Annotated in this window: 19 protein-coding genes and 2 pseudogenes; 10 read left to right on the top strand and 11 right to left on the bottom strand. The window is 59.6% G+C overall.

Features of this window, described 5'->3' with window-relative positions; all coding sequences use genetic code 11:
- Positions 1-1273 precede the first annotated feature (1273 nt).
- The 3 genes from JEY66_RS34015 to istA form a co-directional block, all read right to left on the bottom strand.
- The gene (locus JEY66_RS34015) at positions 1274-2707 is read right to left on the bottom strand and encodes an NEL-type E3 ubiquitin ligase domain-containing protein (protein ID WP_244620915.1); all 1434 of its coding nucleotides are present in this window, start codon (positions 2705-2707) and stop codon (positions 1274-1276) included.
- 1255 nt (positions 2708-3962) lie between these two features.
- Positions 3963-4772 carry an IS21-like element ISBj11 family helper ATPase IstB gene (gene istB / locus JEY66_RS34010; RefSeq protein ID WP_016842034.1) on the bottom strand — a complete coding sequence of 270 codons (810 nt, stop codon included), beginning with the start codon at positions 4770-4772 and terminating at the stop codon, positions 3963-3965.
- Entirely contained in the window at positions 4769-6283 is a 1515-nt protein-coding gene (istA, locus tag JEY66_RS34005) for an IS21-like element ISBj11 family transposase (RefSeq protein ID WP_026191872.1), read from the bottom strand. The genes istB and istA overlap by 4 nt, the downstream gene beginning before the upstream one ends.
- A 789-nt stretch (positions 6284-7072) precedes the next feature.
- Here istA and JEY66_RS34000 point away from each other — a divergent pair.
- Positions 7073-7234, top strand: coding sequence for a hypothetical protein (locus tag JEY66_RS34000; RefSeq protein WP_016842032.1), 162 nt, complete (start codon positions 7073-7075; stop codon positions 7232-7234).
- A 150-nt stretch (positions 7235-7384) separates the two neighbouring features.
- Entirely contained in the window at positions 7385-7630 is a 246-nt protein-coding gene (locus tag JEY66_RS33995) for a hypothetical protein (RefSeq protein ID WP_129964890.1), read from the top strand.
- A gap of 48 nt (positions 7631-7678) precedes the next feature.
- Here JEY66_RS33995 and JEY66_RS45220 read toward each other — a convergent pair whose 3' ends face one another.
- The 3 genes and pseudogenes from JEY66_RS45220 to JEY66_RS33985 all read right to left on the bottom strand — a co-directional run bounded on the left by JEY66_RS45220 (position 7679) and on the right by JEY66_RS33985 (position 8551).
- Complete coding sequence (locus tag JEY66_RS45220; RefSeq protein ID WP_256438835.1) at positions 7679-7807, bottom strand: hypothetical protein; 129 nt, start codon at positions 7805-7807, stop codon at positions 7679-7681.
- A gap of 262 nt (positions 7808-8069) precedes the next feature.
- Positions 8070-8174: pseudogene (locus JEY66_RS33990) on the bottom strand (IS481 family transposase); the annotation flags it as partial.
- Entirely contained in the window at positions 8162-8551 is a 390-nt protein-coding gene (locus tag JEY66_RS33985; protein ID WP_225163822.1) for a hypothetical protein, read from the bottom strand. The pseudogene JEY66_RS33990 and the gene JEY66_RS33985, both read right to left, overlap by 13 nt.
- 254 nt (positions 8552-8805) lie before the next feature.
- On the opposite strand from JEY66_RS33985, the gene JEY66_RS33980 reads away from it, so the two are divergent.
- The 3 genes from JEY66_RS33980 to JEY66_RS33970 all read left to right on the top strand — a co-directional run bounded on the left by JEY66_RS33980 (position 8806) and on the right by JEY66_RS33970 (position 10842).
- Complete coding sequence (locus JEY66_RS33980; protein WP_075968511.1) at positions 8806-9084, top strand: type II toxin-antitoxin system ParD family antitoxin; 279 nt, start codon at positions 8806-8808, stop codon at positions 9082-9084.
- Positions 9074-9250 (top strand): type II toxin-antitoxin system RelE/ParE family toxin, encoded by a 177-nt coding sequence (locus tag JEY66_RS33975; RefSeq protein ID WP_016842027.1) that lies wholly within the window; start codon positions 9074-9076, stop codon positions 9248-9250. The genes JEY66_RS33980 and JEY66_RS33975 overlap by 11 nt, the downstream gene beginning before the upstream one ends.
- Before the next feature lie 749 nt (positions 9251-9999).
- Positions 10000-10842: an electron transfer flavoprotein subunit beta/FixA family protein gene (locus JEY66_RS33970; protein ID WP_026192380.1), complete on the top strand. Its 843-nt coding sequence runs from the start codon at positions 10000-10002 to the stop codon at positions 10840-10842.
- Positions 10843-11087: 245 nt separating this feature from the next.
- Here JEY66_RS33970 and JEY66_RS33965 read toward each other — a convergent pair whose 3' ends face one another.
- A complete protein-coding gene (locus JEY66_RS33965) occupies positions 11088-12404 on the bottom strand; it encodes a DUF3422 domain-containing protein (RefSeq protein ID WP_026192381.1) in 1317 nt (438 codons plus the stop codon).
- A 1760-nt stretch (positions 12405-14164) separates the two neighbouring features.
- The gene (gene tcuC, locus JEY66_RS33960; protein ID WP_016842022.1) at positions 14165-15517 is read right to left on the bottom strand and encodes an MFS transporter; all 1353 of its coding nucleotides are present in this window, start codon (positions 15515-15517) and stop codon (positions 14165-14167) included.
- 796 nt (positions 15518-16313) lie between these two features.
- Here tcuC and JEY66_RS33955 point away from each other — a divergent pair.
- Entirely contained in the window at positions 16314-17783 is a 1470-nt protein-coding gene (locus JEY66_RS33955) for a GFA family protein (RefSeq protein WP_233475859.1), read from the top strand.
- 23 nt (positions 17784-17806) lie between these two features.
- On the top strand, positions 17807-18484 hold the full coding sequence (locus JEY66_RS33950; RefSeq protein WP_016842020.1) for a 2OG-Fe(II) oxygenase: 678 nt from the start codon (positions 17807-17809) through the stop codon (positions 18482-18484).
- Positions 18485-18690: 206 nt separating this feature from the next.
- Here the strand turns inward: JEY66_RS33950 and JEY66_RS33945 are convergent, their stop codons facing one another.
- From JEY66_RS33945 to JEY66_RS33935, 3 genes and pseudogenes are all read right to left on the bottom strand, one after another.
- Entirely contained in the window at positions 18691-19992 is a 1302-nt protein-coding gene (locus JEY66_RS33945; protein WP_240536980.1) for a preATP grasp domain-containing protein, read from the bottom strand.
- 184 nt (positions 19993-20176) lie between these two features.
- Complete coding sequence (locus tag JEY66_RS33940; RefSeq protein WP_026192383.1) at positions 20177-21712, bottom strand: class I adenylate-forming enzyme family protein; 1536 nt, start codon at positions 21710-21712, stop codon at positions 20177-20179.
- A 1388-nt stretch (positions 21713-23100) separates the two neighbouring features.
- A pseudogene (locus tag JEY66_RS33935) lies at positions 23101-23976 on the bottom strand (M20 family metallopeptidase); the annotation flags it as partial.
- A gap of 83 nt (positions 23977-24059) precedes the next feature.
- Here JEY66_RS33935 and tnpA point away from each other — a divergent pair.
- The 3 genes from tnpA (at position 24060) to tnpC (ending at position 26533) form a co-directional block, all read left to right on the top strand.
- A complete protein-coding gene (gene tnpA / locus JEY66_RS33930; protein ID WP_035693717.1) occupies positions 24060-24500 on the top strand; it encodes an IS66-like element accessory protein TnpA in 441 nt (146 codons plus the stop codon).
- Entirely contained in the window at positions 24481-24834 is a 354-nt protein-coding gene (gene tnpB / locus JEY66_RS33925) for an IS66 family insertion sequence element accessory protein TnpB (RefSeq protein WP_018270214.1), read from the top strand. The genes tnpA and tnpB overlap by 20 nt, the downstream gene beginning before the upstream one ends.
- A gap of 100 nt (positions 24835-24934) precedes the next feature.
- Entirely contained in the window at positions 24935-26533 is a 1599-nt protein-coding gene (tnpC, locus tag JEY66_RS33920; RefSeq protein WP_018270215.1) for an IS66 family transposase, read from the top strand.
- The last annotated feature ends 53 nt before the right edge of the window (positions 26534-26586 follow it).

Below are 26586 nucleotides of genomic sequence, written 5' to 3'. Positions count from 1 at the left end.
TGCGAGTAGCTGGCTCGCAGCAAACGCGAAGATTGCTCAACGGCGCCTCATCGTTCGATTAGTAGAATTCGTTGACGTGAGCGATAGGATTGCTGATTTGCTTAGATCAAACGCTTGACGCCGAAAGCGGAGAACATGCCCGTAATCGGCGAAGTTCGGTGGTACTGCTTTAATGTGCACCTTTGATTCCGAGCCATAGCATTACCAGTCGCGTCATCAATGCGGCGCTGGTCTTCTTCAGACTGATGAGGACAGGTACCGGTACTGGCTGGGAGCGCCGTCGCCAAGGACGGCTCAAACGTCTATTGCCTCGCCGGCCCCTCTTGCTGCTCTTCCGAAGTGGCATGCTGCAGCTGCGACCAAACTGTTACATTGGATGGGGTCACGATTGTGCGGGTCCACCCAGCCTCACGTCCAAGATCACCTGAGCAGACATCCTACCAGAGCAAGCTTTCGAGAAGCTGACGAAGCCGCAGCGTAGCTGCTCGCGCTCGGGCGGGGCGAAGTTGGCTCCGATCTCTTCCGTCACGCTTACGTCATCGGCTTCCCTCGGGCATGGTGTCGGGCCGAGAGCGCCGAAGTGACTTTGGATCGTCGACATTCAGAAGGTGAGCCGCGCGCCGCCCTATCGGATGGTCAGCAGTGGCAGCCTTCCGGCCCGGTAGCTCTGCGGCGAGCGCCCTGGTTTATCGTCGCCATTACTTCCTACCGGAAATGATCGGATATAGCGTTTGGTTGTATTTCCGGTTTCCCTTGAGCTTGCGCATTGTCGACGAATGCAGGGGGCGCTGGGCGTCGAGTGAGCTATGAAATCTTGCGCCGATGGGAACGGAGATTCGGCAAGGCGTTCTGCGCTGCCACCAGCGCGCTCCGCTCGCGGTCACAAACGGGATCCGGATGGAGTCTGATCCGGTGGCGGAGAGCGACATCGGCTACGACGCGAGCGAATCATGAAGCGGCATTGGCCGCGCTGTCGAAGTATCCTGCGCGTGATCAAGTTCAACCCAGGCTATGCCAGTCGTGACCTGACACAGCCTTGCACGGACGAACGTGGTCTGTTCGTCGTAATCCAGGCGAGCAATGACCTTGAACTCTGGCATCGCTTGCTAGTTTAGAATCGCGGGTTTCCCAGGTACGGCCGGCGAGCGAACAACACGCCGAGGTGGTCGGAGGTGGTCATCAGACGGCAACTGCATCATCCATGCGACCTGAACAATCGCTCGTCCCGTAACGACCAAACGAGACTGCAGGATCGGAGCGGCTATCGCATCGATCAGAGCTCGAGGCCCTGCTCCCGGAGAACCTTATGCATCAGCTCGCCCTTGATCTCGCAGGCGATTTCGCTGAGGATCTGGGCTCCGACCACCCGCCGGGCATCGACATCATCCGTCAGGCCAGGCTCCGCGAGTCGTTCGTTCAAGCGCGTCGGAAACTCATCTTCCATTGCATCGGCAAGCCGGTCCCGCATCGCGGCATGATCATCGGGGGCGATCCGCTTCACCACCGTATCCCAAGGCTCCCAGCGCGTTGCCAGAAAATCCGCGAAACCCGCCGCTTCCTGTTCCCGCACCGACGTCTCAGCCCGGGCAACGTCGTCCGCCGTGACGTCAGAGAGATTCAAGAAGCGCATATCAGGGGCGATGTGGCGCAATTCCAGCCGATCCCGTAGCTGGGTCTGATAGGCAAGATAGACCTCGATCTCGTCGATATTGGCGTCCGGGTCGGCACGACGGAGCGAGCGGACCGTCTCGCGTGCGATATCGTCAAGCGCCTCCAAACGAAACATGACACGGCCGTGTTGGAGCAGTTGGTCGAGCTGACTGTCATAAAGCCCATCCTTGACATCAGCGTTCAGGCGTGCGGTCTGCATACCGTTCCAAGTCAAAGTGACGCGGTCCTCGCAGGACGCAGTCGCTCCACTGGCCAGCTCGAAATACTGCTCGCGCAGCCGCGGCCTCATCGCGGCCTGTAGCAGATTCTCGGCCACCTGGTCGCGGAACGCCTGATGACCATAGTTCACGGTGCCCGCGAGCCTTTCGAGAAAGAGTGCGAAGTCCTGCGCACCCGGCTCTTCGGCGAAGCCCTGCCAGGCGGCCACTGCGCCGGGCTCGTCCGCGAGCCAATCCGCAACAACCTCGTGCAGGAGTGGCGGCTGATGTTCCACCGGTTGTAGGGGCATCGACAGCAAGACCTGCGGGCCGGCATAATCCGGGCCGCGCGTGGCTGACGCCAAATCGGCCAGCACTGGGCCCGGTATCGGATTAGATCGCACATCGATGCTGGACGCGCTGCCGAGCTGCGTCAGCACGGTCGCGGGCAGGCCGGTGAGCTGATTGTTGCTGGCGCCGAGCATTTCAAGGCCGACCGGGAGTGTCTCTGGCAGATTGGTCAGCTGATTTTCGCTGACGTCCAGGTATCGAAGTCTGGCCGGAACGCCAGGCAAGCTTGTCAGCTGGTTGTCGCCTGCGTCCAGGTACCGCAGCCTTGCTGGAAGATCGGGCAGACTGGTCAGCTGATTTTCGCTGACGTCCAGGCGGCGGAGCCTGGCTGGAAGATCGGGCAGGCTGGTCAGCTGGTTATTGCTGGCAGACAACTCCTCGATCGTTGCCGGAAGGGCGGGCAGATCGGTCAGCTGGTTGCTATCGACAGTCAAGCTGCGGAGCCTAAATGGCAGCTCTGCCGGCAGGCTGGAAAGCTCGTTGGCCATGAGGTGGAGGTGCCGGAGCCTGCTCGGAAGGGCGGGCAGACTGGTCAGCCGGTTGTCAGAGGCGTAGAGGTCCCGGAGTCCGCCCGGAAGCCGGGCCGGCAGGCTGCTCAACTGGTTGCCGATGACATTGAGGGTCCGGAGCCTGGGCAAGAGTGAGGCTGGCAAGGCGGTCAGGGACAATGACGACAAATTCAGCTCGTCTCCGACATCACCTTCGTCCCGCCATGCCCTCGTCCGGTTGACCCCCTCTTGCCGATTCTCGTCTTCGCCCTGCCCCTCTTCCGCTGCCCAGGTCGCCAGGACGCGGTCCTGCGACGAGACGAGGTCGGCGGCGGCCGCTCCTGTCGCCCACCGCGTCAGGGCTGACGCCCACTGGGTCAGGCACGAAGGGGACTGCCCGGCGGCCCTAGACGTTGGCTCGGTGCTTTCGGATTCGAAAGGTATGCCGGCGCGAGGCTGGGCCCGTTCTGTATTCATCGAACTCCATGGCATGTCTTGTCTCAGCCGACTAGGCGGCTCAAGCTTTTTGCGCCACCTGAACAGCTAGCTCACATGAAGGCCGGCCATGCGAGCCACCTCGGAAACAGTCGCTCCCGGCTCGAGCGATGCTGCAACTAGCTTTCCTTCTCATCTCGCGACCACCGAGGCTCGACCGATGTGATCACCTCTGCCCGCGAAATCGTCATAGCCCTTCTCCCAGGATGCCCCCTAGGACCTGCAGCGCTTGCCTCCGTCAAACAAGGCGGCCGTCAACGGAGGCGTACGCTAGGAAGCTCAGCTGTCGATAAGCTGACGAGCGTCAGGTTATCCGCCATGTTCAAAGACTAGCGCGCGCCAATCGGGAGCAACTTCAAATACGGTCTGAGCAGTGGGCAAGGGGCAGGTTGCGGCGGATCGACCCGGGCCCCCAACACAATTTGTCGACCCAGAGTCGTGGGACTCAAAGCTGGGTGCGAGATTTGCCGACGCCGTTTTGGCATGAAGGGGATCAAGCAGGTCTGCCTCCCCCCGATAGCTGGAATATGGCGAATTCTCCCCGCGACCAACCTATCCGCCAGTGGAAAGCCATCCACTATCATTTGTGGAAAGCCTCGGGGATATCGATCTTCGGTGCATCACAGTATATAGCGCGACGATCTGGGTCGGAAGAGCGCGGCGATCAGGATGGCGAGTCAGTGTCGCGGCGCGATGATGATCGCCGCGATGATTGTCGCGCGCAAGAGTTTTGTTTGCTTTGATTGTCGCGGAGCGTCAATCAAGCGAGCGTTTTTTGTGTCGCGTGCTCCGGTGGCCGCCCTGGACCACGCTTTCGCTCGAGGGCAGTCCGCCTGCGATAGCTCTCGACGTTCATCTCGACGATGGTGGCGTGGTGAACAAGGCGATCGATCGCCGCGAGGGTCATAGCTGGGTCCGGAAAGACCTTGTTCCATTCTCCAAAGGGCTGATTGGCGGTGATCAGCAAAGAGCGTCGCTCGTAGCGTGCGCTGATGAGCTCGAACAGCACACTGGTCTCGGCCTGGTCCTTGGTGACATAGGCAAGATCGTCAAGGATAACGAGATCGAAGCGATCGAGGCGGTTGATGGCACCCTCGAGGTTGAGTTCGCGGCGCGCCACCTGGAGCTTCTGCACGAGATCGGTGGTGCGGGTGAAGAGGACGCGCCATCCGTTCTCGATGAGAGCCAAGCCGATTGCTGCTGCCAAGTGACTCTTGCCGCCACCGGGCGGACCAAACAGCAGCAGATTGGCGCCCTTGTTCAACCAGCCGTCGCCGGCGGCGAGCGCGGTCATTTGCGCCTTGGAGATCATCGGTACGGCTTCGAAGTCGAAGCTGTCAAAGGTCTTTCCGGTGGGCAGCCGCGCCTCGACGAGATGGCGCTCGATGCGGCGACGGCTGCGTTCAGCGATCTCGTGCTCTGCAATGGTGGCGAGGAAGCGCGCCGCCGGCCAGCCTTCCTTATCGGACTGCTCGGCAAATTGCGGCCACAGCACCTTGATGGCGGGCAGCCGCAGCTCGTTGAGCAACAGATTGAGGCGCGCGGTGTCGACTACGTTGGTTGTGCTCATGCGGCACCTCCGATCTCGGCAGTACCGATGAGGCATTCATAGGTGGCGAGCGGTGCGAGGCGCACCACGACGTTCGGCATCTGGGCGGGATCCGGGGCGAAGTGAGTACGTAGCCGGTTGAGGTCGGGCAGCCGGCCGTCGTTCAGGTCGGCCGTGAGCTGATCGGCGAGTTCGGCCTCGCAACCGCGCTCATGGGCGAGTGCGAGGAGATCGACCATGATCCGGCAGGCCTTCTTGTCCGGTAAGCGTTTGCGCAAGACGTCGAAGGCTCGGCGGTAAGCTTCCCGGGGGAACAGCTGGTCGCGGTAGACCAGGTTGAGGAGCGCCATCGGCTTGCGCCGCAAGGAATGGATCACGTGCCGATAATCGACGACCTGATCGTGCTTGCCATTGGGATGCGGCCGCCCGCGCGGCAAGGTGAGGAGATGCGTGCCGCCGACAAACACGTCGAGGTGATCGTCATACAGGCGCACCCGCAGCCGATGGCCGATCAAGCGCGACGGCACCGTGTAGAACACCTTGCGCAAGGTGAAGCCGCCGGACGATGTCACGTGGACGATCACCTCTTCATAGTCCGACGTGCGGCGGTCCGGCAGATCCTGAAGTGCGGTACGTTCGCTGTCGATCCGCTTGGCGTTGCGGGCATTGCGGCGGCTGACGATCTCATCGATGAAGCCACGATAGGCAGCGAGATCGTCGAAGTCGGCGGTGCCACGCAGCAACAGCGCGTCGCCGACCGCCCGCTTGAGATGGCCATGCGAACTCTCGATCGCCCCGTTCTCGTGGGCGATGCCACGATTGTTGCGGGAGGGGCGCATGCCGTAATGGGCACAGAGGTCTTCGTATCGCCGCGTCAGATCGTCTTTGGCGTCGCGGTCGAGATTGCAAAAGGCGGCCGACAGGCTGTCGGTGCGATGCTCCCGTGGCGCTCCACCGAGTGACCACAAGGCATTCTGCAGGCCTTCGGCCAGAGCGATGAAGCTCTCACCGCCGAGCACGACATGGGCGTGCTCAAACCCGGAATAGGCCAGCCGGAAGTGATAGAGACGATGGTCGAGCGGCACGCCCGCGATCGTGACACCCAATTCGCCCATGTCGGTGAAGTCGGACAGGCCGCGCTGACCGGGTTCGTGGGTCTGCCGGAAGATGACCTCCTGCTCCTCGCCGTGGATCGCCCGCCAGGCCCGGATCCGGCGCTCCAGCGTGCGACGGATGCCGGCGCCGAGCTCAGGATGGCGTCGGAGCAACTCCTCGAAGATCGTGACCGGCCGCACACCGGGGGCGGCCTTCAGCATCGGCACGATCTCTGTCTCAAATACGCGGGCCAAGGGATCTGGCCGGCGACGGCCGCGAGGAGCCTTCTTCTGCGACGGAAGGCGTCGATCCTGCTCGATCCGGTAAGCGGTCGAGGTGCTGAACGACGCCTTGGCGGCGGCCACGGGCGGGCTATCGGTCTGACGGTACTTCATGTAGAGCCTCATTTGGTGATCGGTAATGTGTCGGCCTGGCACGCGAGTGATTCCTCTTGGCGGAAGAACCACTTGCATAACCAGCCGGCCGCGATCACCAGTCGGCGCGGTCCGCTGTGGATCGCGCCGACGCCGGGCTCGTAACTCCGGTCGGGCTACGCCCTCCCTGCGTCACGAGCCCGGCGTAGCCCTCTCATCATGGTCGACGCTCCACTTCCATCCTGTTCGCCGCGCGGCAACAGTACATGCGCAAGTGGTCACCGCGTCGGCGTTGTCTGCCGTATCCATCGCCTTACTCCTTTCTTGCGCGGCCTTCCGTTGGTCCGCAGTCGCCGTCCATATGCATTCACTATGCTTCCATCTGCGATTCCACTCGATCGTGCCGCGGACTAGAACCGCTCAAACAGTTAATCGTGGGCGACGGCATGCTGGAAAGCAGAGCTTCATCCGAATGCTTATGACGGGCTCAGCGGTATCTGGCCGTGGCAAACGAGTGACCCCAAGGTTCTGCAGCGACACCCGTCAGCTGATCGGCCTGTAGGCCTGCTAACGGCAGAACGCTTCCCCGGGAACGGTCCTGGGTGCTCCCGCTCGAACAGGCTTTTGGCGCTGGAGAACACGGACGGGCGTCACCCTTGCCCAAACATCTCGAGCCGAACTGATCGAGCAAGGACGCAGCTTCGTGGAAATATCGTGCCTCCTCGATGCCGCCAGCGAGGAGACTCTCCGGCTTTACCAGATCGGTGTTGACGATACCGCGGCCGAAGAAGCCTTTGAGGACGCCATGAATCAGCTGCGAATGGTTACAATCGCGCCACGACCATCGAGGGGATGCGGGCGACGGCCTCAGCGGTCCTCCATTTCGAATGGGACGCAAACGTCGAGTTCACTGAAGAGGCCATCGAAGGAGCGGCCTTCGGCGTGCTTGTCGCCGGCCTGCTCGACAGCCCGCTTCCGGATCGTCTGCCCGACTGGGCCGCGGCCAGGATCTGAATCAACGAAAATTGGCCCGCCGGCCCTGAACTGGCATCGGCGGTCCGACCTCGGCATCAACTGCCCGTGAAATGTGAGGCGGTTCACACTCGATCATCGCGAGTTGGCCTAATGCACGAGCGGGTGGCAGCTCGGTGTCGGAGAATCGTGATGCCGTTTTTCAGCAGCCAAAGCTTGGCGTCGGCAGCCGCCGCTTCAGTACTCAGTATTCTCATCGTGGGAGCGGTTGCCTTTTCGGCTGTTGGTTATGTGGAGTGGTCATCGGGCGTTAATCTGACCCATTTCATGGGCCGGACTGCCGCGGATGCCTCAACGCCAGTTCTACTGCTCAAGGGGCGAACAGGTTGCGAGCAGGGCAATAGGCCGCTGCCGGCGCTTTCTCTACCGCTCGAATGACGCCGACCTAAAGCGACCGCGCCCAATCCTCCCAAGCCCCGTAGGGCCTCATCGCCTGGTGGCGACGTGCAACGGCGAATTTGTGCCCGGCTCGGGCGCTCCCGTGGTTGCCCATACCGCAATGCCGATGGCCAGCGCGAGCAGCACGGTCTTTACAGCAATCTTGTCGTCAGACATCTCGAGACGCCTCTCGCGCGTCAGCGCGGTAAATCTCAAAAATTACGCCGCCGGGCCCGAAATGGTTTGTCCCGGCGGCGCCCTGTCATTCCCAGCGCTAGGGCCCTGAAATTCCCAACGTCATTTCTTTAGCAGGTACGCCGAGGGACGACTGTTGCCTAACTCACACAAGGTCCAAAAGAGGAGCCGACGCTCAGGGTCGGCGCGCCAGCTCCTCCGAAACGTGACCGTGCTGTCTCCCCAACGGTCCCGTCCCTTAGGCCTCGAAAGGCTGCTTGGCAGGCTTGGCACCGACGACCTCGGGCGGGCGGCTGATTCCATGGCGCTGCAGGCGACGGTGCAAGGATGACCGCGTCAGATGGGGGATAACCGTAGCCACCAGTGCTCACCGAACGACCGCTGAATGCTGGTCAAACCCAGGGCATCCAGATCGAAAGCGGCTTTCTCGACGTCCTTTGGATCGACTTGCGGTAGGAGCTTGCACAGATCGTTAATGGTAAGGCTTCGCCCTGCCATGCCATCGCCACTCGCGCGTGCGAGAGCCACGGCCAAATCGAAGCGAGGACCGACCAGCGTTGTAGTTGGCGCCAGCATTTGCGCATGTCGGTCCGGCCGTTCGGAATGCTCGTTGGTGCGTTCTGAGATTGCACCTTCCCAATGAGGGCGGGCTTTCTGAGCCTGGCTAGGGATCAATTCGCCAGCCAGTTTGACCACCACGTCGCCAAGTGGGACTTCGCCGGCCACGGCCTAAAGCTTCGCACATTGTCGTCCTGATGGTTTTTCTCCTGATCGGCTTGCGATCCTCTTGATCGTAGTTCATGGCTCAATCACATGAAGTTGGTCGACGCTAGCAAAACCGCCTCAGATAGACTGAGCCAAGAGATTTCGTCACCTACCCACCGTTTGCCTCCGTCCCTCCACAACCTCACGTTGCTGGCGGATCAAAGCGCGGTATTTAGAGCATAAAGTAATATATTATGAGGCGAGGAGGCGTGCCTATGGCCACGAGTTATACCGTCGGCAAACACTACGAGAGCTTTATCAAGGATCTCGTCGATAGCGGACGCTATGCAGCCGCTAGCGAGGTAATGCGGGAGGGACTGCGCCTTGTTGAAGAACGCGAGGAGCGTCGCAAGGCGAAGCTTGAGGCATTGCGTACCGCTATCCAGGAAGGCTTGGAAAGCGGTCCGGCAGAACCGTTTGAGCCCGGCGAACTGGTTGAACAAATTAAGGCCCGCGGACGCGAACGGCTGAAAGCCGGGAAGCATGGCGGGTAATCTCACCAGGCGGCCCCAGGCCGAGACCGACCTGGAGGAGATCTGGCTCTTGATCGCATCGGACAACACTGCGGCTGCGGATCGCTTGCTCGATCGTATCGGCAATGCCTTTCAGATGCTTGCCAAGAATCCACGGCGGGCCGCCAGCGGCCCGAGCTGGGGATGAAAATTCGGAGCTTTACTGTCGGCAACTGCGTACTGTTCTACGAAGCATTTTCCAACGGTGTCGAGATCGGGTGCTGCATGGTGCTCGCGATATCACGCCGGAGGATTTCGACCGAGGACTTTGCTTTGTCAGCCATCCACAATCGCATTTACGATTTTACGATGGAATCTCGGCAGGCACTCAAGAGCGACTGAGGGCTGATCCAAGCTTGGGCTGATGGTCTTTCCCGGGAGCGGCTCCCGCCAACATCAAAGGCTGTGGGGGCGCCTGAATCAGCAGATCGAGGCTCATGGGGAGCAGTTAGGCAGGTGGCTCCCGTTGGCGCGATCGGGATCTGCATAAGCAACCTCATCGTTCGTTTGGCTGTGCTCGGTCCTTAGGATCTCCTGTGCTGCCTTGAACCCCTCAAGAGCTGCAGGAATGCCGCAATATGCCGTCGCGCGAAGCAGGCCGCCTTGATCTCGTCGATACTGGCGCCGTTCCGGAGCGCGACCGGACCTGCAGCTTGAATTGCGCAGGAGTCGCGATGTGGGCCTTGCAAGCTCACGGCTCCGCGCCGTGGTCGGACGGAACGGAATGGCGCTGTCGCAGTTGCGACGGGTGTCGATATTCGTTCGTCCAGAACACCGGGCCGGAGGGGCGATCTACCCATCTAAACCTCTGTGGCAGCTAACAGATTCCAAAATCGGGCGCTGTGGTACAACACTTGCTGTTCTCTTCGCAGCTACCGCAACCTTTGGAGCAACTCAGTGCACATTGTCGTCTGCATTAAACAGGTTCCGGACTCTGCGCAGATCCGCGTGCACCCCGTGACCAATACGATCATGCGTCAGGGTGTGCCGACGATCATTAACCCATATGACCTCTTCGCGCTCGAGGCCGCTCTCGAGCTGCGCGAGCGGTTCGGCGGCGAAATAACCGTGCTGACGATGGGGCCGCAATCGGCGGAAGATTCCTTGCGGAAAGCGCTGACCTTCGGCGCCGATCGCGCCGTACTGCTCACCGATCGCTGCTTTGCCGGCTCCGACACCTTGGCCACAACGTATGCACTGGCAACCGCCATCCGAAAAATTGGCAAGGAATATGGTCCGCCAGACCTCATCTTTACCGGCAAGCAGACCATCGACGGCGATACCGCGCAGGTTGGTCCCGGCGTCGCAAAACGGCTGGGTGTGCTGCAGCTGACCTACGTCGCCAAGGTCAAAACCCTCGACCTCGCTGCCCGTACAATTGAAGCGGAGCGACGCTCCGAAGGTGGTGTCCAGGTGCTGCACACGAGGCTGCCTTGTCTCATCACCATGCTGGAGGGGACCTGCCAGATTCGGCGCGGCGCGATGGCCGATGCCTTGCGTGCTGCGCGTGCACCAATCGTGAAATGGAGCGCGCACGATGCCGGCGTCGAGGACGTCTCCAAATGCGGCCTTAAGGGCTCGCCGACCGTCGTCAAGCGAGTCTTCGCTCCCTCTGCACGGGCTGAGAAAGCGGCGCTGGTTGAGGCTGCCGAGCAACCAGCGCAGGCGCTGATTGATGCTATTTTTAAGCATCAACCGAAGCTCGAAACTGATCTTGCGGCGCTAGCCCGCGATGCTTGACCTGGGAGTCTTGGCGACGATAAGCGTTACGGTCCTGAACGCGTCAAGGTTTGCCTCTCATCCGGTCACATCGACATTGCACGGAGACGTGTAGAGCCTGGCGCCGACCGATCAGCGGAGCTGAAGCACAATCCTCCCGTCGGCGATCACCTCTATCTGGGCCGCCGACGACTTGGTGAAAACTGTTGCCACGTGGGTCGGGCATGTCTGCCGTCAAGCTCTGTTGTCAATCAGCTAAATGATGCTTACCTGTCCGTTACGGACGGCCCGTCGCGATGCTTGAGGTGTCGCTTTCGTGCATTGTAACTAACCAGCCAGATCACCCCGACTGCGACCGGCACGCACGCCGCGGTTAGATAAGAGGGTTCTACATGGAGACCAACATCGTGCGCTCCCTTGGCAAGGTAGCCAAACAAACTGACCACGTAATATCCTATCGCCGCGACCGACAATCCCTCCACCGTGCACTGCAGCCGAAGCTGTTGTCCGGTGCGTTCATTGATAGCGTGCAATAGGTCGCGGTTCTGCTGTTCGATTTCAACGTCGACACGGGTTCGCAACAGATCGGCGGCGCGCGCCAACTTGACCGACAGAGTTACCTCACGATCCTTGGTCGTCTCGCAAGTTCGCATCGCAGGCGCCATCCGGCGCGCCAGGAACGACGACCATGTGGGATAGTCCGTGATCTCACTGCCTTCGATGATGGACAGTCGGGATTGAACTAGCTCGTAATAAGCTCTGCTGGCGCCGAAGCGAAACAGGCTTCCGGTCGCGCCTCGCTCGAAAGAGGCGGCCAACGCGGTCAGTTCGGCAAGGAGATGGTTGTTGAGCTTCAATCCCTCCGCGCCTTGCATTTCTTCGAGCACCTCGCCGAGACGTCTGTCAATGCGATCGACAAATGGACCAAGCTCAAGAGCGGCCGACAGACCAAGCAGCGCCAACGGACGATAGGTCTCAACTTCAAGCAGCCGCTGCACCAGTGCACCAAGATTGTGCGGCGTCAGCCCGAGGTCGCAGACAAGAATTTTGGTGAAACCGTTTTCGTCGACTCGAAAATCCGAGGCCATAACACTTGCTCCGCCCTTTATGCGGGCCATGGCGAGGCTGCTCTTGTCAAAAAGTTGTTCGGCGCGCCTCAATGGGGCGGCGTGCTGCTCGACATCCAGCTTGATTGCGACCAGCAATTGCCCTTCCTGCCGCAAGTTGCGCATCAAGGAGTGAACCGCACTTTGGGAGTCGCCGCTCTGTCGAGCGAACGGGCCATTCGCTATCCAGGTAAAGATTGCGAATTCGGCATGCTGCTCCCAGCGAAGCACAACGGGCCCGATGTCGATTTGGTGATGTTTCGCTGAGAGCTGCGGAGCTGGAAGGTCACGCTCTCGACAAAACGTGACGAAGGCGCGGCGATCGCTTGCGGCCGCATCGCCCTGCGAAAGAAATGCGAAGTGTGTCACCTTAAATGGAGGAATAAGCTGCATAAACGGGCGCGCATGCACTTCATTGAGCACGGCATCGCGTTGCGAATGTAGCTTGAAACTTCGAAGATCCAGTTTGTCGGGCACGTCTAAGCACCTCGTGTCAGAATTGGCGCGCATTCATCTGTCAGCACGCGAGTGGCATTGGTTTCGACTCTAAGGGTCTGTTCGCGCGATAGAGTGGTGGCGCGGGTTGATCCGAAGCCGCTCAAAGCTGCGAAACCAGCGCCAAACGTGTTGGTTGCCACCGGACGCGCACGAACATCGCTCGACATCGATGTGCTGGCGCACATAAACGCGTGATGCGCAGGCCAGAACGAAATCAAGAGCGGCGGGGCCAACGCACGCAAGAGCTACACGCTTTCGTCTCCACGAGGTTGCTAATCGTCGTCGCCGGCTCTACACCGGCTGCTGTATCGTCGATTGACGGCAAAGGCGCAAACGTAACTCTCATCTTCGGTGCTCTCTTGTCTCACATTTGCACGCGATGCAGGATATGGGCCAGCACGGAAGTAGCGGAAAGGTTGTGTTTCTCGCGTAATGTGATTGTCGAAACTGCCAGCGGAGGATCTCCGGCAAGGAAAGCGCTTGCATTCGGACAGCCATCCTCACAAGGGACTTTGGAACTGTATGGCCATCAGATGGAATCCCGGTCTCATTGCGACCGGGTAGCTTGCGCTCTTTGAGCCCGGCCTTCGTAACAACCGCGACATCAGAAGATGCTGATTTCGGAATGCTGACATGGCTGTCGTACTTGATTGAGCAGCGTCATCGAAGACTGCCGATTAGCGGTTGCGGCCTTCGGTACAGAGATATTCCCCTGCGGTGACGACTATCGCATATGGCGGAGCAGAAGCGGGATCCGACACAGGGCGGTCCTGCAGGCCGGTCAACTCCAGCCTAGAGAATTGATGGCGGTGAACGTCGCGCGTTCCATGCGTCCGATTACAAGACGCATTGCCTTGTTCAGCGGCAGCAAAGGCGGTCGAGAACTGAGCGGCCCGACGTCGCTCCTGGACATGGCAAAATCCGTGAGTCGACCTGCAGTCCGCTGACCGATGTGCGGGAGCGCATCGTGTCCGAGCAAACCACGAGGCTGCGGCGGCGCAAACTGCCCCGCCTGAATAGTGCAAGATGGTGCACCATCGGACCGCACAGGTCGCCGGATAGTACGGCGTCATAAGGCTGCATCTCGATGACGTCAGCGGCGATGCCGCTTGAAGACCATCAAGCGATCGCGTCAGGCTCGCGTCAATCGGCATCCCGCCGCCATAAGCGCTCCCATGCTCACCGGCTATTCTGCCGCGTTACCAGCGCGCGCGTGCGCCGCAACGACATCAGTAACACCCTCGAGGGGGCGCCCGATCGGTCCGGGCCGACGACGGCGCGACGTCGAGGACGATATCGATCCGAGCACACGGTGCCGGGGTTCTATACCACGATACAGCTCGGACTGTCGCGCGGGCACGGATTCCGGACGGCGACAACGTCCATCACGGCCTGCTGCTGCTACCCAACCTGCTGCACATCCGCGATGATGGAACCGTCCGCTGTCCACAAGGCGGTCTCCAGACCTGGACTTTCCAACGTTCACAGCCGACATCCAGCGCCCGCCGAGGCCTGGTGTCAATGTTGGATGGTGATTTGCCGTGTACGCGGATCACCGAGGACGTGGCACTCTAACAGCTTACTTTTAAAGTGTCAGATATGCAGTCATCGCTCGTGTCTGGCTTCCGACAATGTCGGACATGCGATACGGCTCCTAGCCCCGCGTCGATACGCTGAGCGAACTCTGGCTCTGCGCATCGATCGAGGCCGTATGACACGTCAGTGGTTAGGATCACGTGCTAGCGAGATGCTGTTTGCACGCCCAAAGCGCTCTCGGGCGATTTCCGAAGCGAAGGCTTCTCAGCTCTCGATGGCTTGGGGGTTCCCCTATAGATGGTGAGTACCGCGATGATACCGAGAGCAGCTGCAAACATCAGCCAGAATCCGGGTGAAGCCTTGTCATTAGTTCGCTCAATGAGCCAAGTAGAGGCGAGTGGCGTAAACGTACCAAACAGGGCCGCCGCGAAAGCGAAGGCCAGGGAGAAGCAGGTTGTGCGCACATGCGCAGGCACGATCTCGACGAGAGCACCCAGCATAGTCCCGCTGTAGGTGCCAAAGTAGAACGAGAACATCATCGCCACCGCAAGCAGCTTGCCGAAACTGGGGGCGCTTACCAACCAACTCAAAGCCGGATAGGCGGTCATCAACGCAAGGCCGGCAATGGCCAGCAGGACTGGCTTGCGGCCGATACGGTCGGAAACGGTACCGCCAATTGGATTCCAGATGAAGTTGGTCACCGCGACCAGGAGGGTCACCAAGAGCGCATCCTGGGTGGACAGCTTCAAGACGGTCTTGCCGAACGTCGGTGCGTAGACGGTGACGAAATAGAAAGTCGTCGTGGTCAGGATCGCCATCATCATCCCGAGAACGACCGTGTGCCAATGGACGAGCGCCGAGGCAAAGACCTCGCGCGCCGTGGGATGCTTCTTCATCGCCAAAAATTCTGGGGTCTCCTCCAGCGTCCGACGAAGGAAAAAGATAAGAGGAATGATAAGGCAACCGAGAAAAAACGGAATGCGCCAACCCCAGGAGGCGACGGCTTCGAGCGGCATCGATTCATTCAGTAGGTAGCCCACGATCGCTGCGACAAAAATCGCGACCTGCTGGCTGGACGATTGAAAAGAGGTATAGAAACCGCGATTGCCTGGGGTCGCGATCTCCGCCAAATAGACCGAAACGCCGCCAACCTCGACGCCGGCGGAGAATCCCTGCAACAGTCGTCCTGCTAGAACAATGATGGGGGCGGCAATGCCGATTGTCGCATAACTGGGACAGAAGGCGATAATCACGGTGCCGACCGCCATGATCGATAACGTGATGATCAGGCCTTGGCGACGGCCGATCCTGTCGATATAGGCTCCCAGTACGATCGCCCCCACGGGACGCATTAAGGCACCCAACCAGAACACGCCAAAGGTGTTGAGCAATGAGGCGGTTTCGTTGTCCGAGGGGAAGAAAGCTTTCCCAATGGCGCTGGCGTAAAAGCCAAATAAGAAAAAGTCGAACTGCTCGAGAAAATTGCCGCTGGTTGCACGAAGAATGGCGTTGATCCGCGATTTGACTGTCGCTTGCTGAACGAGCGTTTGTGACACAGCGAGTTTCCTTCCCGTCTGAAATGGCCGGTTGCGGAAAACCTCACGCCAGCCCAATTGCAATCAGGCCGTGATTTTCTCTTAGAGAGATTACCGACCAACCGGAAGGCGCCTGATCTTTTCGGCTTATTTTCGGCGACGCTCCATTGGTGCACAAATTTTGAATTCGTTCCTGGAGACGCAAGCGCTCCCGACATCAATCGCCAGAAGTCCCGCCTGCTCGAGACGAAATCAAGGCATGAGGTTCCGCTCGGTCACCTACGAGGTAGCTGTGCGCGCAATCTTTGGCGTTTCACTAGCTCTGTGTCCACCGCGGATGGTATCGGCTGATTCGGTAACGCGCCTTCACTGTTCGGCTTCTAACTGCGCGTAAATTCCCGCCAGATTCAAAACACTACCATTGAGTTACCGGTTCGTACTCAGACATTGACCCGCGTAGTGCAAGGTTGGCATAGCAATTGCTACAAGCGTGCAGGAACACAGGATATTGGACGAGTGCACGCAGAACGGGCGAATGGCAGCGGCGGTCCCTTTGCCTTGAGACAATCGTTCTCGGCCGGCAGCCGCAATGTCACGTAGATTGTAGCTGCAGGCCTCGAAGAGCCCGCTGGATGTGGTTCGTCTCGGCAATGCCAAATCAAGTCCGCAGGGGATGCGATGAGCAGGCAGTGAATAGCAACCGTGGATGCTTGATCCGTCCACGACAGGTCGCAGGTGAAAGCGTCGAGCTGGCCGGATGTGCCGCCTGCGCATGTCAGGCGAGGCTTCCTTGGCCTGGCGGACGCCGATATTCAGCATGAGTCAGCAAATGATGGATGGCGCGTTTGGTCATTCGCGGGATTGGATTGCTCGTGGAGGGAAATCCAACGCGAGAGGGTGGTGGCTTCAATCTACCGACATGTTCCTATCGACGCGCTCATGTACAGGACTGATCCCTGATGGCCCTGCCTGGGACCGCAAAGATGGTTGGGAGCAGTTCGCCTGTATGACGAACGCGACCGCAAACCCGTCGGACCAAGTTGGTGGCCTTCGAAAGTGCTCCTCAAACATCATTCTCTCCACGGTTAGGATTCAAATGAGGCCTTCTCAAGCGTCGCAAGTTCAACTGGATCGACCTTCGCAGATAGTCTGCGAGTACTTGACTGAGCAAGCGCGAAATCTGTTTGGCCTGCATCCGTTCGCTGCGGAGATGTCTAAACGCCAAGTTGCGAGCTTGCTGCCGGAATACTTGGCGATGTCACAGGCGTTCCCTTACCTGCAGGCAGGCTCGCAAAAGGATCTCATATTTGATGCGATGCGTCGCAACCGAGACCTTCCTAGGGATGTTGAACTAACCAGCGTGGTCGCAAATTTCATCTGTTGGGATGAGACGGGCGGTTATGGCCGGGTTCTGCGAGGCGGCAAGACGGCGCTACCCGATATTCTGGCGACTGAAGATTTCCACTCAAACCTGCTGAGAAAGGATGCATCGCGACTACTCGGTAGAACGATACAGCCGAATTATAGCGCCACAACGAAGCGGTACCTGCATTCCCTCTATGCCGGATTGTCAGCGAAAGATCCGGTCGTGCGCTGCGCCTACATGGTCGCTTTTGAGCTGCATGCTGCGGAAATGATCCAGTCACTGTGGACCACTCTGGTCAAAACCTTTGATGCGCAGTCTGACGATCTGGAGTACTTCCGCACTCATGTCGGCGGCGTGGATCCCGCCGAGAAGTATCACGGAGAAATGACAACCCGGCTCATTCGCGAAGTTGTGCCTGCTGACGGCAATCGTCGTTTTTTGGATGAATTCGATCGAGCCTATCGGCTCAGCTTACAGTGGTGCCGCGATCTGCTGCAAACTGTCTCAATTGAGGAAGATGGTCTTGCGGAGATCGAACATCACGGCGGTTGTCATTGTGGTGCCGTCAAGTTCTACGTCCGAGCGCCGCGAGAGCTCTCCGCAGTTCGATGCAACTGCTCCATCTGCCAAATGTCCGGGTTTCTGCACCTGCTTGTATCCGGCGATAAGCTCAGAATTGAGTGTGGCGAAGAGTTTCTCAATACATATCAATTTAACAAGAATATCGCTCGTCACACGTTTTGCCGGATTTGCGGCGTAAAGCCATTCTATCGACCGCGATCGAACCCCACGGGTTTCAGCGTAAACATTCGGTGCTTGGATAAGAGAACGATCGAAAACATAACAATAGAAGAGTTCGATGGCGAGCATTGGGAGGAAGCGTTCCGCCCGACGCGCGAGGATTGGGAAGCCACCAGTTAAGATCAAACTTGGAGTGAAGTCGCATGGCGCGCGCAATGAACGATAGATCTCGTCTGCTTTCAGAAGAGGCTCTCACCAAATACCGTATAGAGCTATTGGTGAAGGGTACGGTCGTAATCGCCCCTCAGACATTGTTCACCCAAGATGATTTGGCGAGGATCGATCAGCTCCAGATGGAGATTCCCGAAGAAGAGGTGCGGGTGGGAGATGCCGGCGACTCGCACAATGTCTTCGTGAAGCGGGTGAGGGTAGATCCGCCGGGCCGCCCTCCGACCAATGTGCATGGCAAAGCTCCGGGGCAGATCATCGAATTGCTTGAGAGGAAAGACCGCAGCTTTGCGCTGAAGAAGATCTTGGGGGCATCGTCAGATTACGTGATTCGCCGATGCCAAATGCATCGATTGCCTCCCGGTTCGTTCGTTGGCATCCACTTAGACGCTGAGAGCGACCCTGACTTCGAGTACTCCGTGATTGTGCAACTCGCGAGGGATTTTGAGGGGGGTGAGTTCGTGGTCTATCCGAACGCGTACGAACAGCAGGTATTTCGACCGCCGTTTGGGGCCGTGGTTGTCACCACATGTAGGATCCGACATGAGGTGAAGCCTGTGCACGCTGGCGAGCGCCGATCGCTGGTGTACTTCTGTTCAAAACGCGGCGGCGCGAATCGCCGGATCATCGAAAACACTGCTGACGGCCTGTGAGGACCGTTAGCGGAAACGGCTTTCGAACGGGTTGAGGACGCGGGCCAGCTTCTGGCAGACGCTGCCTAATTCGGAAGTTCACGGTTGGTCTACTTCGAGCGAAAAAGGCAACCACTCCCCTGACGTTCCCAGCAGCGGGTGTCAAGCACAGGTTTCGGATACGGGGGGGCTTCGAACGAATGGAGGAGTTTAAGAGGTCTGTGATTTCAGTTGGCCATTGCCAATAACCGGTGCTGCAGATCGCGGGCAGTTGACCTATCGCGCGCGATCACCAGGCACTCCACGGTGCCTGCCTCTTGATCGACGGCAAGCGGGATCACGCCCTCCTTGCGTGTGCCATCGAATAGAAATCCATACCTGACGAAGCGATCAAGCGCGGCCTGGAGAGAACATAATGGAACGTTTCTTACGGAAGAAATGACGTGGCGACTGGAATAATCGATGCCCAGCAGCCGGACGGCAATACTATGTAACACTGACCCTCCGCCCCACCGGCCGTTCGCTTCGTTAAAGAAAAGCCGGCCGTCGCTCGCGAAAATGCCATCAATGTTGATCATTCCGCGATACCCCAAGGTTCGCGCCAGCTCGACAAATCGGTAGGCGTGCGCCTGTGCAGCCAACCATTGCTCATTCGTCAGGTCGCTTGGAAGCTCGAGCCCTGTCCAGATGAGCGCTCGTTCGGATCGGTCTTCGCTGCGACGTAGACGGATGCTTCCACTGTTGATGAAAACGATGGAACCATCCTCCTCTATCTCATACTCAAGATAGAACGGAGCGCGAGCCAAGTGGTACGATTCAATGACCAATGTCTTGCAGGATGCTGTGATCATCTCAGACCAAAGTGCTTGAGGATCAAACGATGGCCAAGCAACCGTTCGGGTATCTCTCGCCCCAGGAAGTGCTCCACTTTCGTTGCCGGTCAGGATAACATTGCCGACTCCGCCCGCTCCATTATCCAACTTGACGATCACGTTGCCGGTCTCTGACCTTAAGGAGGTGACCGCCCTGAATAGTTCGTTTGGGTTTGTGGTCGCGCATCCACTGGGCAGTGGGAGCGCGACACTTGTCGCCAATTGACGGAAGTGGCTCTTGCGGTTCAAGAGATCCGGCCCTCGCTGCAAAGCGAATTCGTCCCCGCTCTGCGGGATGCCAAGCAGCTCCGCCAAGCGCGCTACGCCTTCACTAGAGTAGCAGGCAGATATTCTCCAAGTTGATTTCTGGCGAATATGGCTGTTGAGTCGCTCGACGAAAGCATTGGATAGCAGGGTGCAATCGTTGAGAATCAGCGATTCACGGGCGTCGTCAGGCACAAGCGTCGAGAGACTCGAGGCATCGAAATTGAGCGTCGCGCCGATGAAGGATAGCAGGTCTGCCGGGATTGCTACCGGAGAGACTATTAGGTCACCCTCCTGTGCAAACCAGGCAGACCGGCATGCGGAGTTGGCGGAAAGGGACAGTTGAGTTGCTGTTAGATCGCCACCGGACATTTGAGCTGTCCCGGCATTCATGATTAAGATCCGAGGCAACGACAATCTCCCAGACGCCTGGCGTGATTAAGCATAGACCACCATGCCAGCGACGATGAGTTCGCCGCGACGCATCGTATGGAGGTACCGACCGGAAGGCGGTGTTGCGCTGCCTCGATATCTCCTGTGGTGTAGTCGGGAACTACGGCCAACCAATCCGCGGTTCTCAATCGCTGTCTCCTTCCGGGCTTGACTGCGTATCGAGCTCCTTCAGCATGAAATGCTGGACCTTGCCCAACGCCGTTTTTGGCAGTTCGTGCGTAAATATGATTTCGCGCGGTACCTTAAAACGGGCGAGCTGCGATTGAACATGCGTCAGCAGCGCTTCGGCTGCGATCCGGGACCCGGGTCGCCTGACCACATAGGCGATCGGGACTTCATCCCAGCGTGGGTCCCGTCGACCGACGACGGCGCATTCGGCGACATCCGGATGGCCCATGAGCACACGTTCCACTTCCGCCGGATAGATATTCTCTCCGCCGGAGATAATCAGGTTCTTCTTGCGGTCACGGACCCAAAAATATCCGTCGGCATCGCAGCGGCCGATGTCACCAGTGCGATACCAACCATCACTAAAGGCCTCACGCGTTGCCTGTTGATCGCCCCAATATCCGCAGAAGACGTTGGGTCCACGTATTACGATCTCGCCTGGGGTCCCGGGCGGCAACTTGGTGCCCACATCATCGATGATGGCTGCTTCGCAGCAAAGGCCAGGCAGGCCGCTTGCGCCGTCAGGTGCGAGATCTGCGCCGAGCTTGGTATAGACCGCGATGGGAGAGGTCTCGGTCGCACCATAAACCTGTAAGACTGGCACTCCGCGCCTCGCAAAGCGCTCGACAAGGCGCTGAGGTACCATCGTCGATCCGGTACAGATTGCTTTGAGCGCGGATAAATCCGCGCTTGCCCATCGCGGATGGTCCGTGAGCGCTTGCATCATGGCAGGGACCAGGGCTGCAAGTGTGGGTCGGTCATGCTCGAATGCATCAAACGTTGCCTCTGGCGAAAAGCGGCTTTGGATAGTTACCGTCGCGCCATGATGCAAACCGGGCGTCGTTTGGATATTGAGGCCGCCGACGTGGAAGAGCGGCAAAACAGTCAGGGCGTGATCAGTCGAGGTTAGGTCATGCATGTGCTGACTCATAACCCCGTTCCACAGCAACGCGTCCTGACGCAGCACAGCGCCTTTAGGTCGCCCTGTCGTGCCAGAAGTATAGACGATCAGAACCGGGCAGGACAGATCCGCATCTGGAGTGGGTTCGTCACCACAGCATTCGTCCAGAACGTCGTCCAACTTGCTTCCGCCGGGCGGCGCGAAGTCCAGGCCGACGAGGCAGGTATCGGGAAGTTGCCGCGTCAGAGCCGGCAAGACGGCGTTAAATGCCTGTTCAAGCACGAGCACTTTTGCTCCGGAGTCGGAAAGAATGAAAAGCTGCTCTGCGGCCGCAAGGCGCCAATTCAATGGAACGAGGATTGCGCCGAGCCGCGCGCAGGCATAGAGCAATGTCAGATAATCAGGCCGGTTGAGGCTGAGGATCGCGATCCGGTCACCCCTCTTGATGCCGAGTTGGCGCTTGAGGGCGTAAGAGACACGCCCGATCCGTCGATTGAAGCCCGAGTAGCTCAGAGCGTGTCCCTCGAAACGGAGCGCGGCTTTGTCGGGGGCATACGCAGCGTTGCGCTCAATCAATGTGCAGAGATCCAAACTCATCCTCCGTGAGCTTCGCAAGAGACGCTGGTTCCGATGTAGTTCAGCCGGAGTTCGGATCTACTTCGCCAGACCTCGATTGAGTGCTTCGGGTACCCATTACCCAGGTTACGATCCCGCGGCCCGAGCAGGACGGAGCGGTTCTTGATGGCTGTCATGGGGAGCGAACGATCGACACTGTTCGAGGTATCAGGCACTTGATCCACTTGCTCTGTTTTGCTCGGAAGCAGTCGTGTGCATCTGCCCGTAGTGATAGGTGCACCATGACGACTGTTTCTTGCCTGGTCTTTGACATACAGGCTCGCCGCACATATATGCCGACCTTGGATCTCCATCTTTGAAGCCGACAATGGCTCGGCATTGGCCTTCAATGTGGTCGATCAGCAGGACCTTCCTGACGCCGTCCGGCTCTTTCAACTTGCTGCTCCGCGATATCGCGCCATCTCTTCCGATGCCGCGCCAGTCACGCCGAGCGACACTTGCAGCTCAAGTTTCTTGAAAAGATACGCAGTCGCATGGGCCGTCGCACACTTGCGCGAGGATAAGCTTCCACCAGCATCGGGAAAGTGGTGTGAATCGAACCAAATGCTGGCTCTCCGAGGTGAGTTCGGTGCGGTCGTCTTGCCGTTCGGTTGCAAATGCGGGAAGCGGCGGCGCCCTGCGAGGGCTCGGGATCGAGGTGTACGCCGATCCCTTCCGGCATCACCGTCTCGCTGGCGCCTCGCTTTGGGGCAGCCGCACAGTATTGGTTCTGGAATGCCGGGGCGTTCACAACTACCTGCGAGCCGCGGTACTGCGATCAAGACTCGCTGCATAGCATCTCGACCGATTTGCTGGCGGGAATGAGGATCATGACCAACACTCAGCGTATGTTCTGACGAGGTGAGACATTCGTAATCCTTCACGATTCTGACGGCAGACGAGACACGCGGCGATTTAGGGATCGTACAACTTAACGTTACGTGCGATTCAAGCTCTTTTGGGCAACCCGCGGAGCATGCCAAAGCTCTCAGGTTTGCCGGTAAGGCGCTGCCAAGCGGTGTCGTGTCGACCGCAATTCTGCGCCAGGGTCTGCGTCAGAAAGTCGCTTGAGACGAGGTTCGCAAGCGACGAGGCTGTTGTCGAAAAGCCCGCGCGTTCGCGATCGGGCATCCGTCGTCTTCGCAGCCATAGCGGATGTAACGTCCGCTGTGCCTTATTGAATGCTTCACTGCGCATCTGTCGGGCGCTGACGCGGCAAGCCCAGGGCGAGATCCGACGATTGTGTTCGACAAGCCGGCCTGATGGTAGCTGACCCCTTTGCGCCGTTCGAGCGAGCCGCGCGATTGTGCGAGCGTGCCGTCATCTGGTGCACGTCGCGGTCGTCGGCTCCACTGGAGCGAAGATCATTGCAGCGTCTGATAGAGGCGATAGAGGAGCCGGGCGCGCGGCTCGATCGACGAAATGTAGAGTTGCTCATAATGCGTATGGGCGCCCTTGCCGTCGACGCCGAGACCGTCGAGGGTTGCGGTATGCGGCGCGGTGAAATTGCCGTCAGAGCCGCCACCGCTGAATACATCGAGCAGCTTGAAGCCGAGCTCGGCAGCAAGGCTTCTGGCGTGTTCGTAAAGTGCGGCGCCGGCGTTGCGCTTTTCGTACGGTGGCCGGTTCAATCCGCCGATAACCTTCACGGTGACACCATGGGTACGTGAGGTGACGCCGAGGATCTTCGGAACCAACTCGTCGGCGTCAGCCATGGTCGGCACCCGCATATCGACTTCCGCATAGGCTTCCTCGGCGATCACGTTGGACTTGCTGCCGCCACGGACGACGCCGACATTGACGGTGACGCCACGCTTAAAATCGTTCATCGCCTCCAGTGTCTGGATCACATTGCCAAGTTCCCGGATCGCGCTGCAGCCATCTTCGGGGCGCGCACCGGCGTGGGCCGGCGTGCCCTTGACGAAGACCTCAAAGCGCGCAACGCCTTTGCGTCCGGTGACGATCTTGCCGCCCTCGCGCGCGGGTTCGGTCACCAGCACATACTTGGCCTTGCGGCCCTCGGCCTCGATCAATGCCCGCGAGGTCGGGCTACCGATTTCTTCGTCCGATACGTAAAGTTGGGTGACGCCGAGCGGAGGGCGGACATCATCGGCGCAAACCTGCCGGAACGCGTGATACGCGAGATAGGCACCACCCTTCATGTCATAAATGCCGGGGCCGAATGCCCTGTTGCCCTCGACTTTGAACGGCAGGCGCTCGATGAACCCCATCGGATGAACGTAAGCGCTCCTTTCTACGCACCTATGCAGTTGAGCGCGGGGATGGGATGAGGTGTCCACCATGAACGAGGTGGACACCATCGATGATCACTCCAGAAGAACTTTTGAGACTTGAGACGGTCGGCGTGTTGCGCAATGGGCGGCGTCGCTATGATCCGGCCAGCAAACAGCGGCTGGTCGAGGCCTGTCTGCAGCCTGGCGTGTCGCTGGCGGGGCTGGCGTTGCAACACGGCGTGAACGCGAACCTGCTGCGCAAATGGGTGGCCAAGCGACAACGTCAGAACGGGGATGGCCAGCCGGAGGCGCCGATTGCGCCAGCCTTTGTTCCGGTTCGCGCGCCGTCGCCGTCGCCAACTCGATCTGCTGGCGCGATCGCGGTTTGCGCGACGGAGCGATCCTGTGCAGGGCGGCTGACGGCATCGATGCCCAACGGCGTGACGCTTTCGCTGGAAGGCGGCGACGCGCAGTTGCTGTCGGCGGTGATTGAAGCGCTGGGGCGTTGCGATGTTCCGGCTGGCGTCTGATCTTCGGGTCTACCTTCACCGCGAACCGATTGACTTCCGGGCGGGCATCAACAGCCTGGCGATCGTGGTCGAGCAGTCGATGGGGCTGGATCCGTTCCAGCGCGCGGTGTTCGCGTTCTGCAATCGTCGCCGCGACCGGATCAAGCTGCTGATTTATGACCGGTCAGGATTTTGGATGCTGCTGAAGCGGCTGGAGGCCGACAGATTCCACTGGCCCCGAAGTCAGGAGGCGGTGCTGACGCTGACGACGGAGGAGCTGCACTGGCTGCTTGACGGCATCAACATCGCGGCGGTGCGTCGTCATCCGGTGCGGCAATATCACAGCGTGGGCTGAGCGTGTTCGATGCGGGCGGCGTCATCAGCGCTATCGGATGACGCCGGCCACCGCATGGAACTCGGTTGACGCGGCGGCATGACTTCGATTCAAGACTACGATGAGTCGCAGGCCCACGACGCACGAGCTGGAAGCCTTGATCGCGGCGCACGCGGCCGAGCTCGCGGCGCTGAAGGCGGAGAACGAGAAACTCGCGCAACGCGTCCTGCATCTTGAGGAGCAGTTGCGCCTGGAGCGCTTGCGCCGCTACGCGCCGAAGAGCGAAAAGCTCAAGGAGCGCATCTTCAACGAAGCCGAGCAGGCCGCCGCTGAAAGCCGGGACGACGACGATGTCGAGGCGGTCGCCGTGCCGGACACGGGATTGCCGGAGGCTCCAAAGCCGGCACCGAAGACACGCGGCCGCAAGCCGCTGCCTGACGATCTGCCGCGCCAACGCGTCGAACATGATCTGGGTGAGGATCAAAAGGACTGTCCGTGCTGCCGCAATCGGATGCATCGGATGGGCGAGACCGTCACCGAGCAGTTGCACGTCGAGGTGAAGGCGTCAGTGCTGCAACATGTGCGGTTCAAATATGCCTGCCGTCACTGCGAGCGCACCGCGCTGAACACCCCGATCGTGACCGCGCCGATGCCGGCGCAGCCGCTGCCGGGTAGCGTCGCCACGCCATCGACGCTGGCGCTGGTGCTCGCCAACAAATACGTCGACGGCACGCCGCTGTACCGTGTGGCGGACGCGCTGGGGCGCGCCGACGTCAGCATCAGCCGCGGGACGCTGGGCAACTGGGTGATCCGGGCGAGCGAGTTGCATCTGCATCGGGTCTATGACGCGCTACAGCAAAAGCTCAGGTCGCAGCCCCTGGTCCACGGCGACGAAACCTGGGTCCAGGTTCTGAAAGAGGACGGCCGGGATGCGCAGGCCAAATCCTTCATGTGGGCCTATCGCAGCGGCCAGGACTGCGCGCAGCCGGTCGTGCTGTTCGATTACCAGCCCGGTCGCGGCCAGGAACATCCTCAGGCCTTCCTGGCCGGCTATCGTGGCTTGTTGATGAGCGACGGCTATGACGCCTGGGGCACGCTGACAGGCGCGACCCATCTTGGCTGTATGGCGCATGCGCGCAGGAAATTTACCGATGCGCTCAAGGCCAGGAAGACGCCCGGCGGTCCGCCATTGCAGGCGCTCAAGTTCTTCGAGGCGTTGTATGAGGTCGAGAGGGTGGCGCGCCAGACGCCGCCCGACGACGAAACGCGCGCCGCATACACCTTGCGGCTGCGCCAGCAGCATAGCCTGCCGGTATTGGCCGCCTTCCGGACCTGGCTCGACGACCAGGCGCCGAAGGTCCTCCCCGAAAGCTTGACCGGCAAGGCGATCGCCTATGCGCGCAACCAATGGGATTATCTGACCCGTTACACCAGTGACGGTCTCGCCCCGATCGATAACAATGTTCTGGAGCGCGACATCAGGCCGTTTTGCACCGGACGAAAAAGTTGGCTGTTCAGCGACACCGTTGCCGGCGCCAAGGCAAGCGCCGTGATCTACAGTTTGGTGCTGACATGCCGGGCATGCGGCGTCGATCCCTATGCATGGCTACGTCACGCGCTCACCGAATTGCCCCAGCGCGCGCCAGACGCCGATATCGAAGATCTGTTGCCGTTCAACTGCACCGCTCAAAAAAACCTGCCAGCTGAGAATAGCGGCTGACGTTCGAACGCTCAGGTCAACCAAGCCGTTCCGATGACACTGCTGGGGCCCGG

Source organism: Bradyrhizobium elkanii USDA 76, from assembly GCF_023278185.1.
In the GTDB taxonomy this organism is placed as follows: Bacteria; Pseudomonadota; Alphaproteobacteria; order Rhizobiales; family Xanthobacteraceae; genus Bradyrhizobium; species Bradyrhizobium elkanii.
The sequence above is the reverse complement of the archived record's forward strand: the minus strand, read 5'-3'. Positions and strand labels throughout refer to the sequence as shown.

Excerpts from the sequence above, each read along its gene's own strand:
- JEY66_RS34000 (WP_016842032.1), top strand. The coding sequence starts at position 7,073 with ATGCGGGCGACGGCCTCAGCGGTCCTCCATTTCGAATGGGACGCAAAC.
- tnpC (WP_018270215.1), top strand. The coding sequence starts at position 24,935 with ATGAGTCGCAGGCCCACGACGCACGAGCTGGAAGCCTTGATCGCGGCG.
- istB (WP_016842034.1), bottom strand. The coding sequence starts at position 4,772 with ATGAGCACAACCAACGTAGTCGACACCGCGCGCCTCAATCTGTTGCTC.
- JEY66_RS33975 (WP_016842027.1), top strand. The coding sequence starts at position 9,074 with ATGGCGGGTAATCTCACCAGGCGGCCCCAGGCCGAGACCGACCTGGAG.
- JEY66_RS33995 (WP_129964890.1), top strand. The coding sequence starts at position 7,385 with ATGCCGTTTTTCAGCAGCCAAAGCTTGGCGTCGGCAGCCGCCGCTTCA.
- JEY66_RS45220 (WP_256438835.1), bottom strand. The coding sequence starts at position 7,807 with ATGTCTGACGACAAGATTGCTGTAAAGACCGTGCTGCTCGCGCTGGCC.
- tnpB (WP_018270214.1), top strand. The coding sequence starts at position 24,481 with ATGTTCCGGCTGGCGTCTGATCTTCGGGTCTACCTTCACCGCGAACCG.
- JEY66_RS33950 (WP_016842020.1), top strand. The coding sequence starts at position 17,807 with ATGGCGCGCGCAATGAACGATAGATCTCGTCTGCTTTCAGAAGAGGCT.
- JEY66_RS33955 (WP_233475859.1), top strand. The coding sequence starts at position 16,314 with ATGAGTCAGCAAATGATGGATGGCGCGTTTGGTCATTCGCGGGATTGG.
- JEY66_RS33980 (WP_075968511.1), top strand. The coding sequence starts at position 8,806 with ATGGCCACGAGTTATACCGTCGGCAAACACTACGAGAGCTTTATCAAG.
- tnpA (WP_035693717.1), top strand. The coding sequence starts at position 24,060 with ATGATCACTCCAGAAGAACTTTTGAGACTTGAGACGGTCGGCGTGTTG.
- JEY66_RS33945 (WP_240536980.1), bottom strand. The coding sequence starts at position 19,992 with ATGAATGCCGGGACAGCTCAAATGTCCGGTGGCGATCTAACAGCAACT.
- JEY66_RS34015 (WP_244620915.1), bottom strand. The coding sequence starts at position 2,707 with ATGGCCAACGAGCTTTCCAGCCTGCCGGCAGAGCTGCCATTTAGGCTC.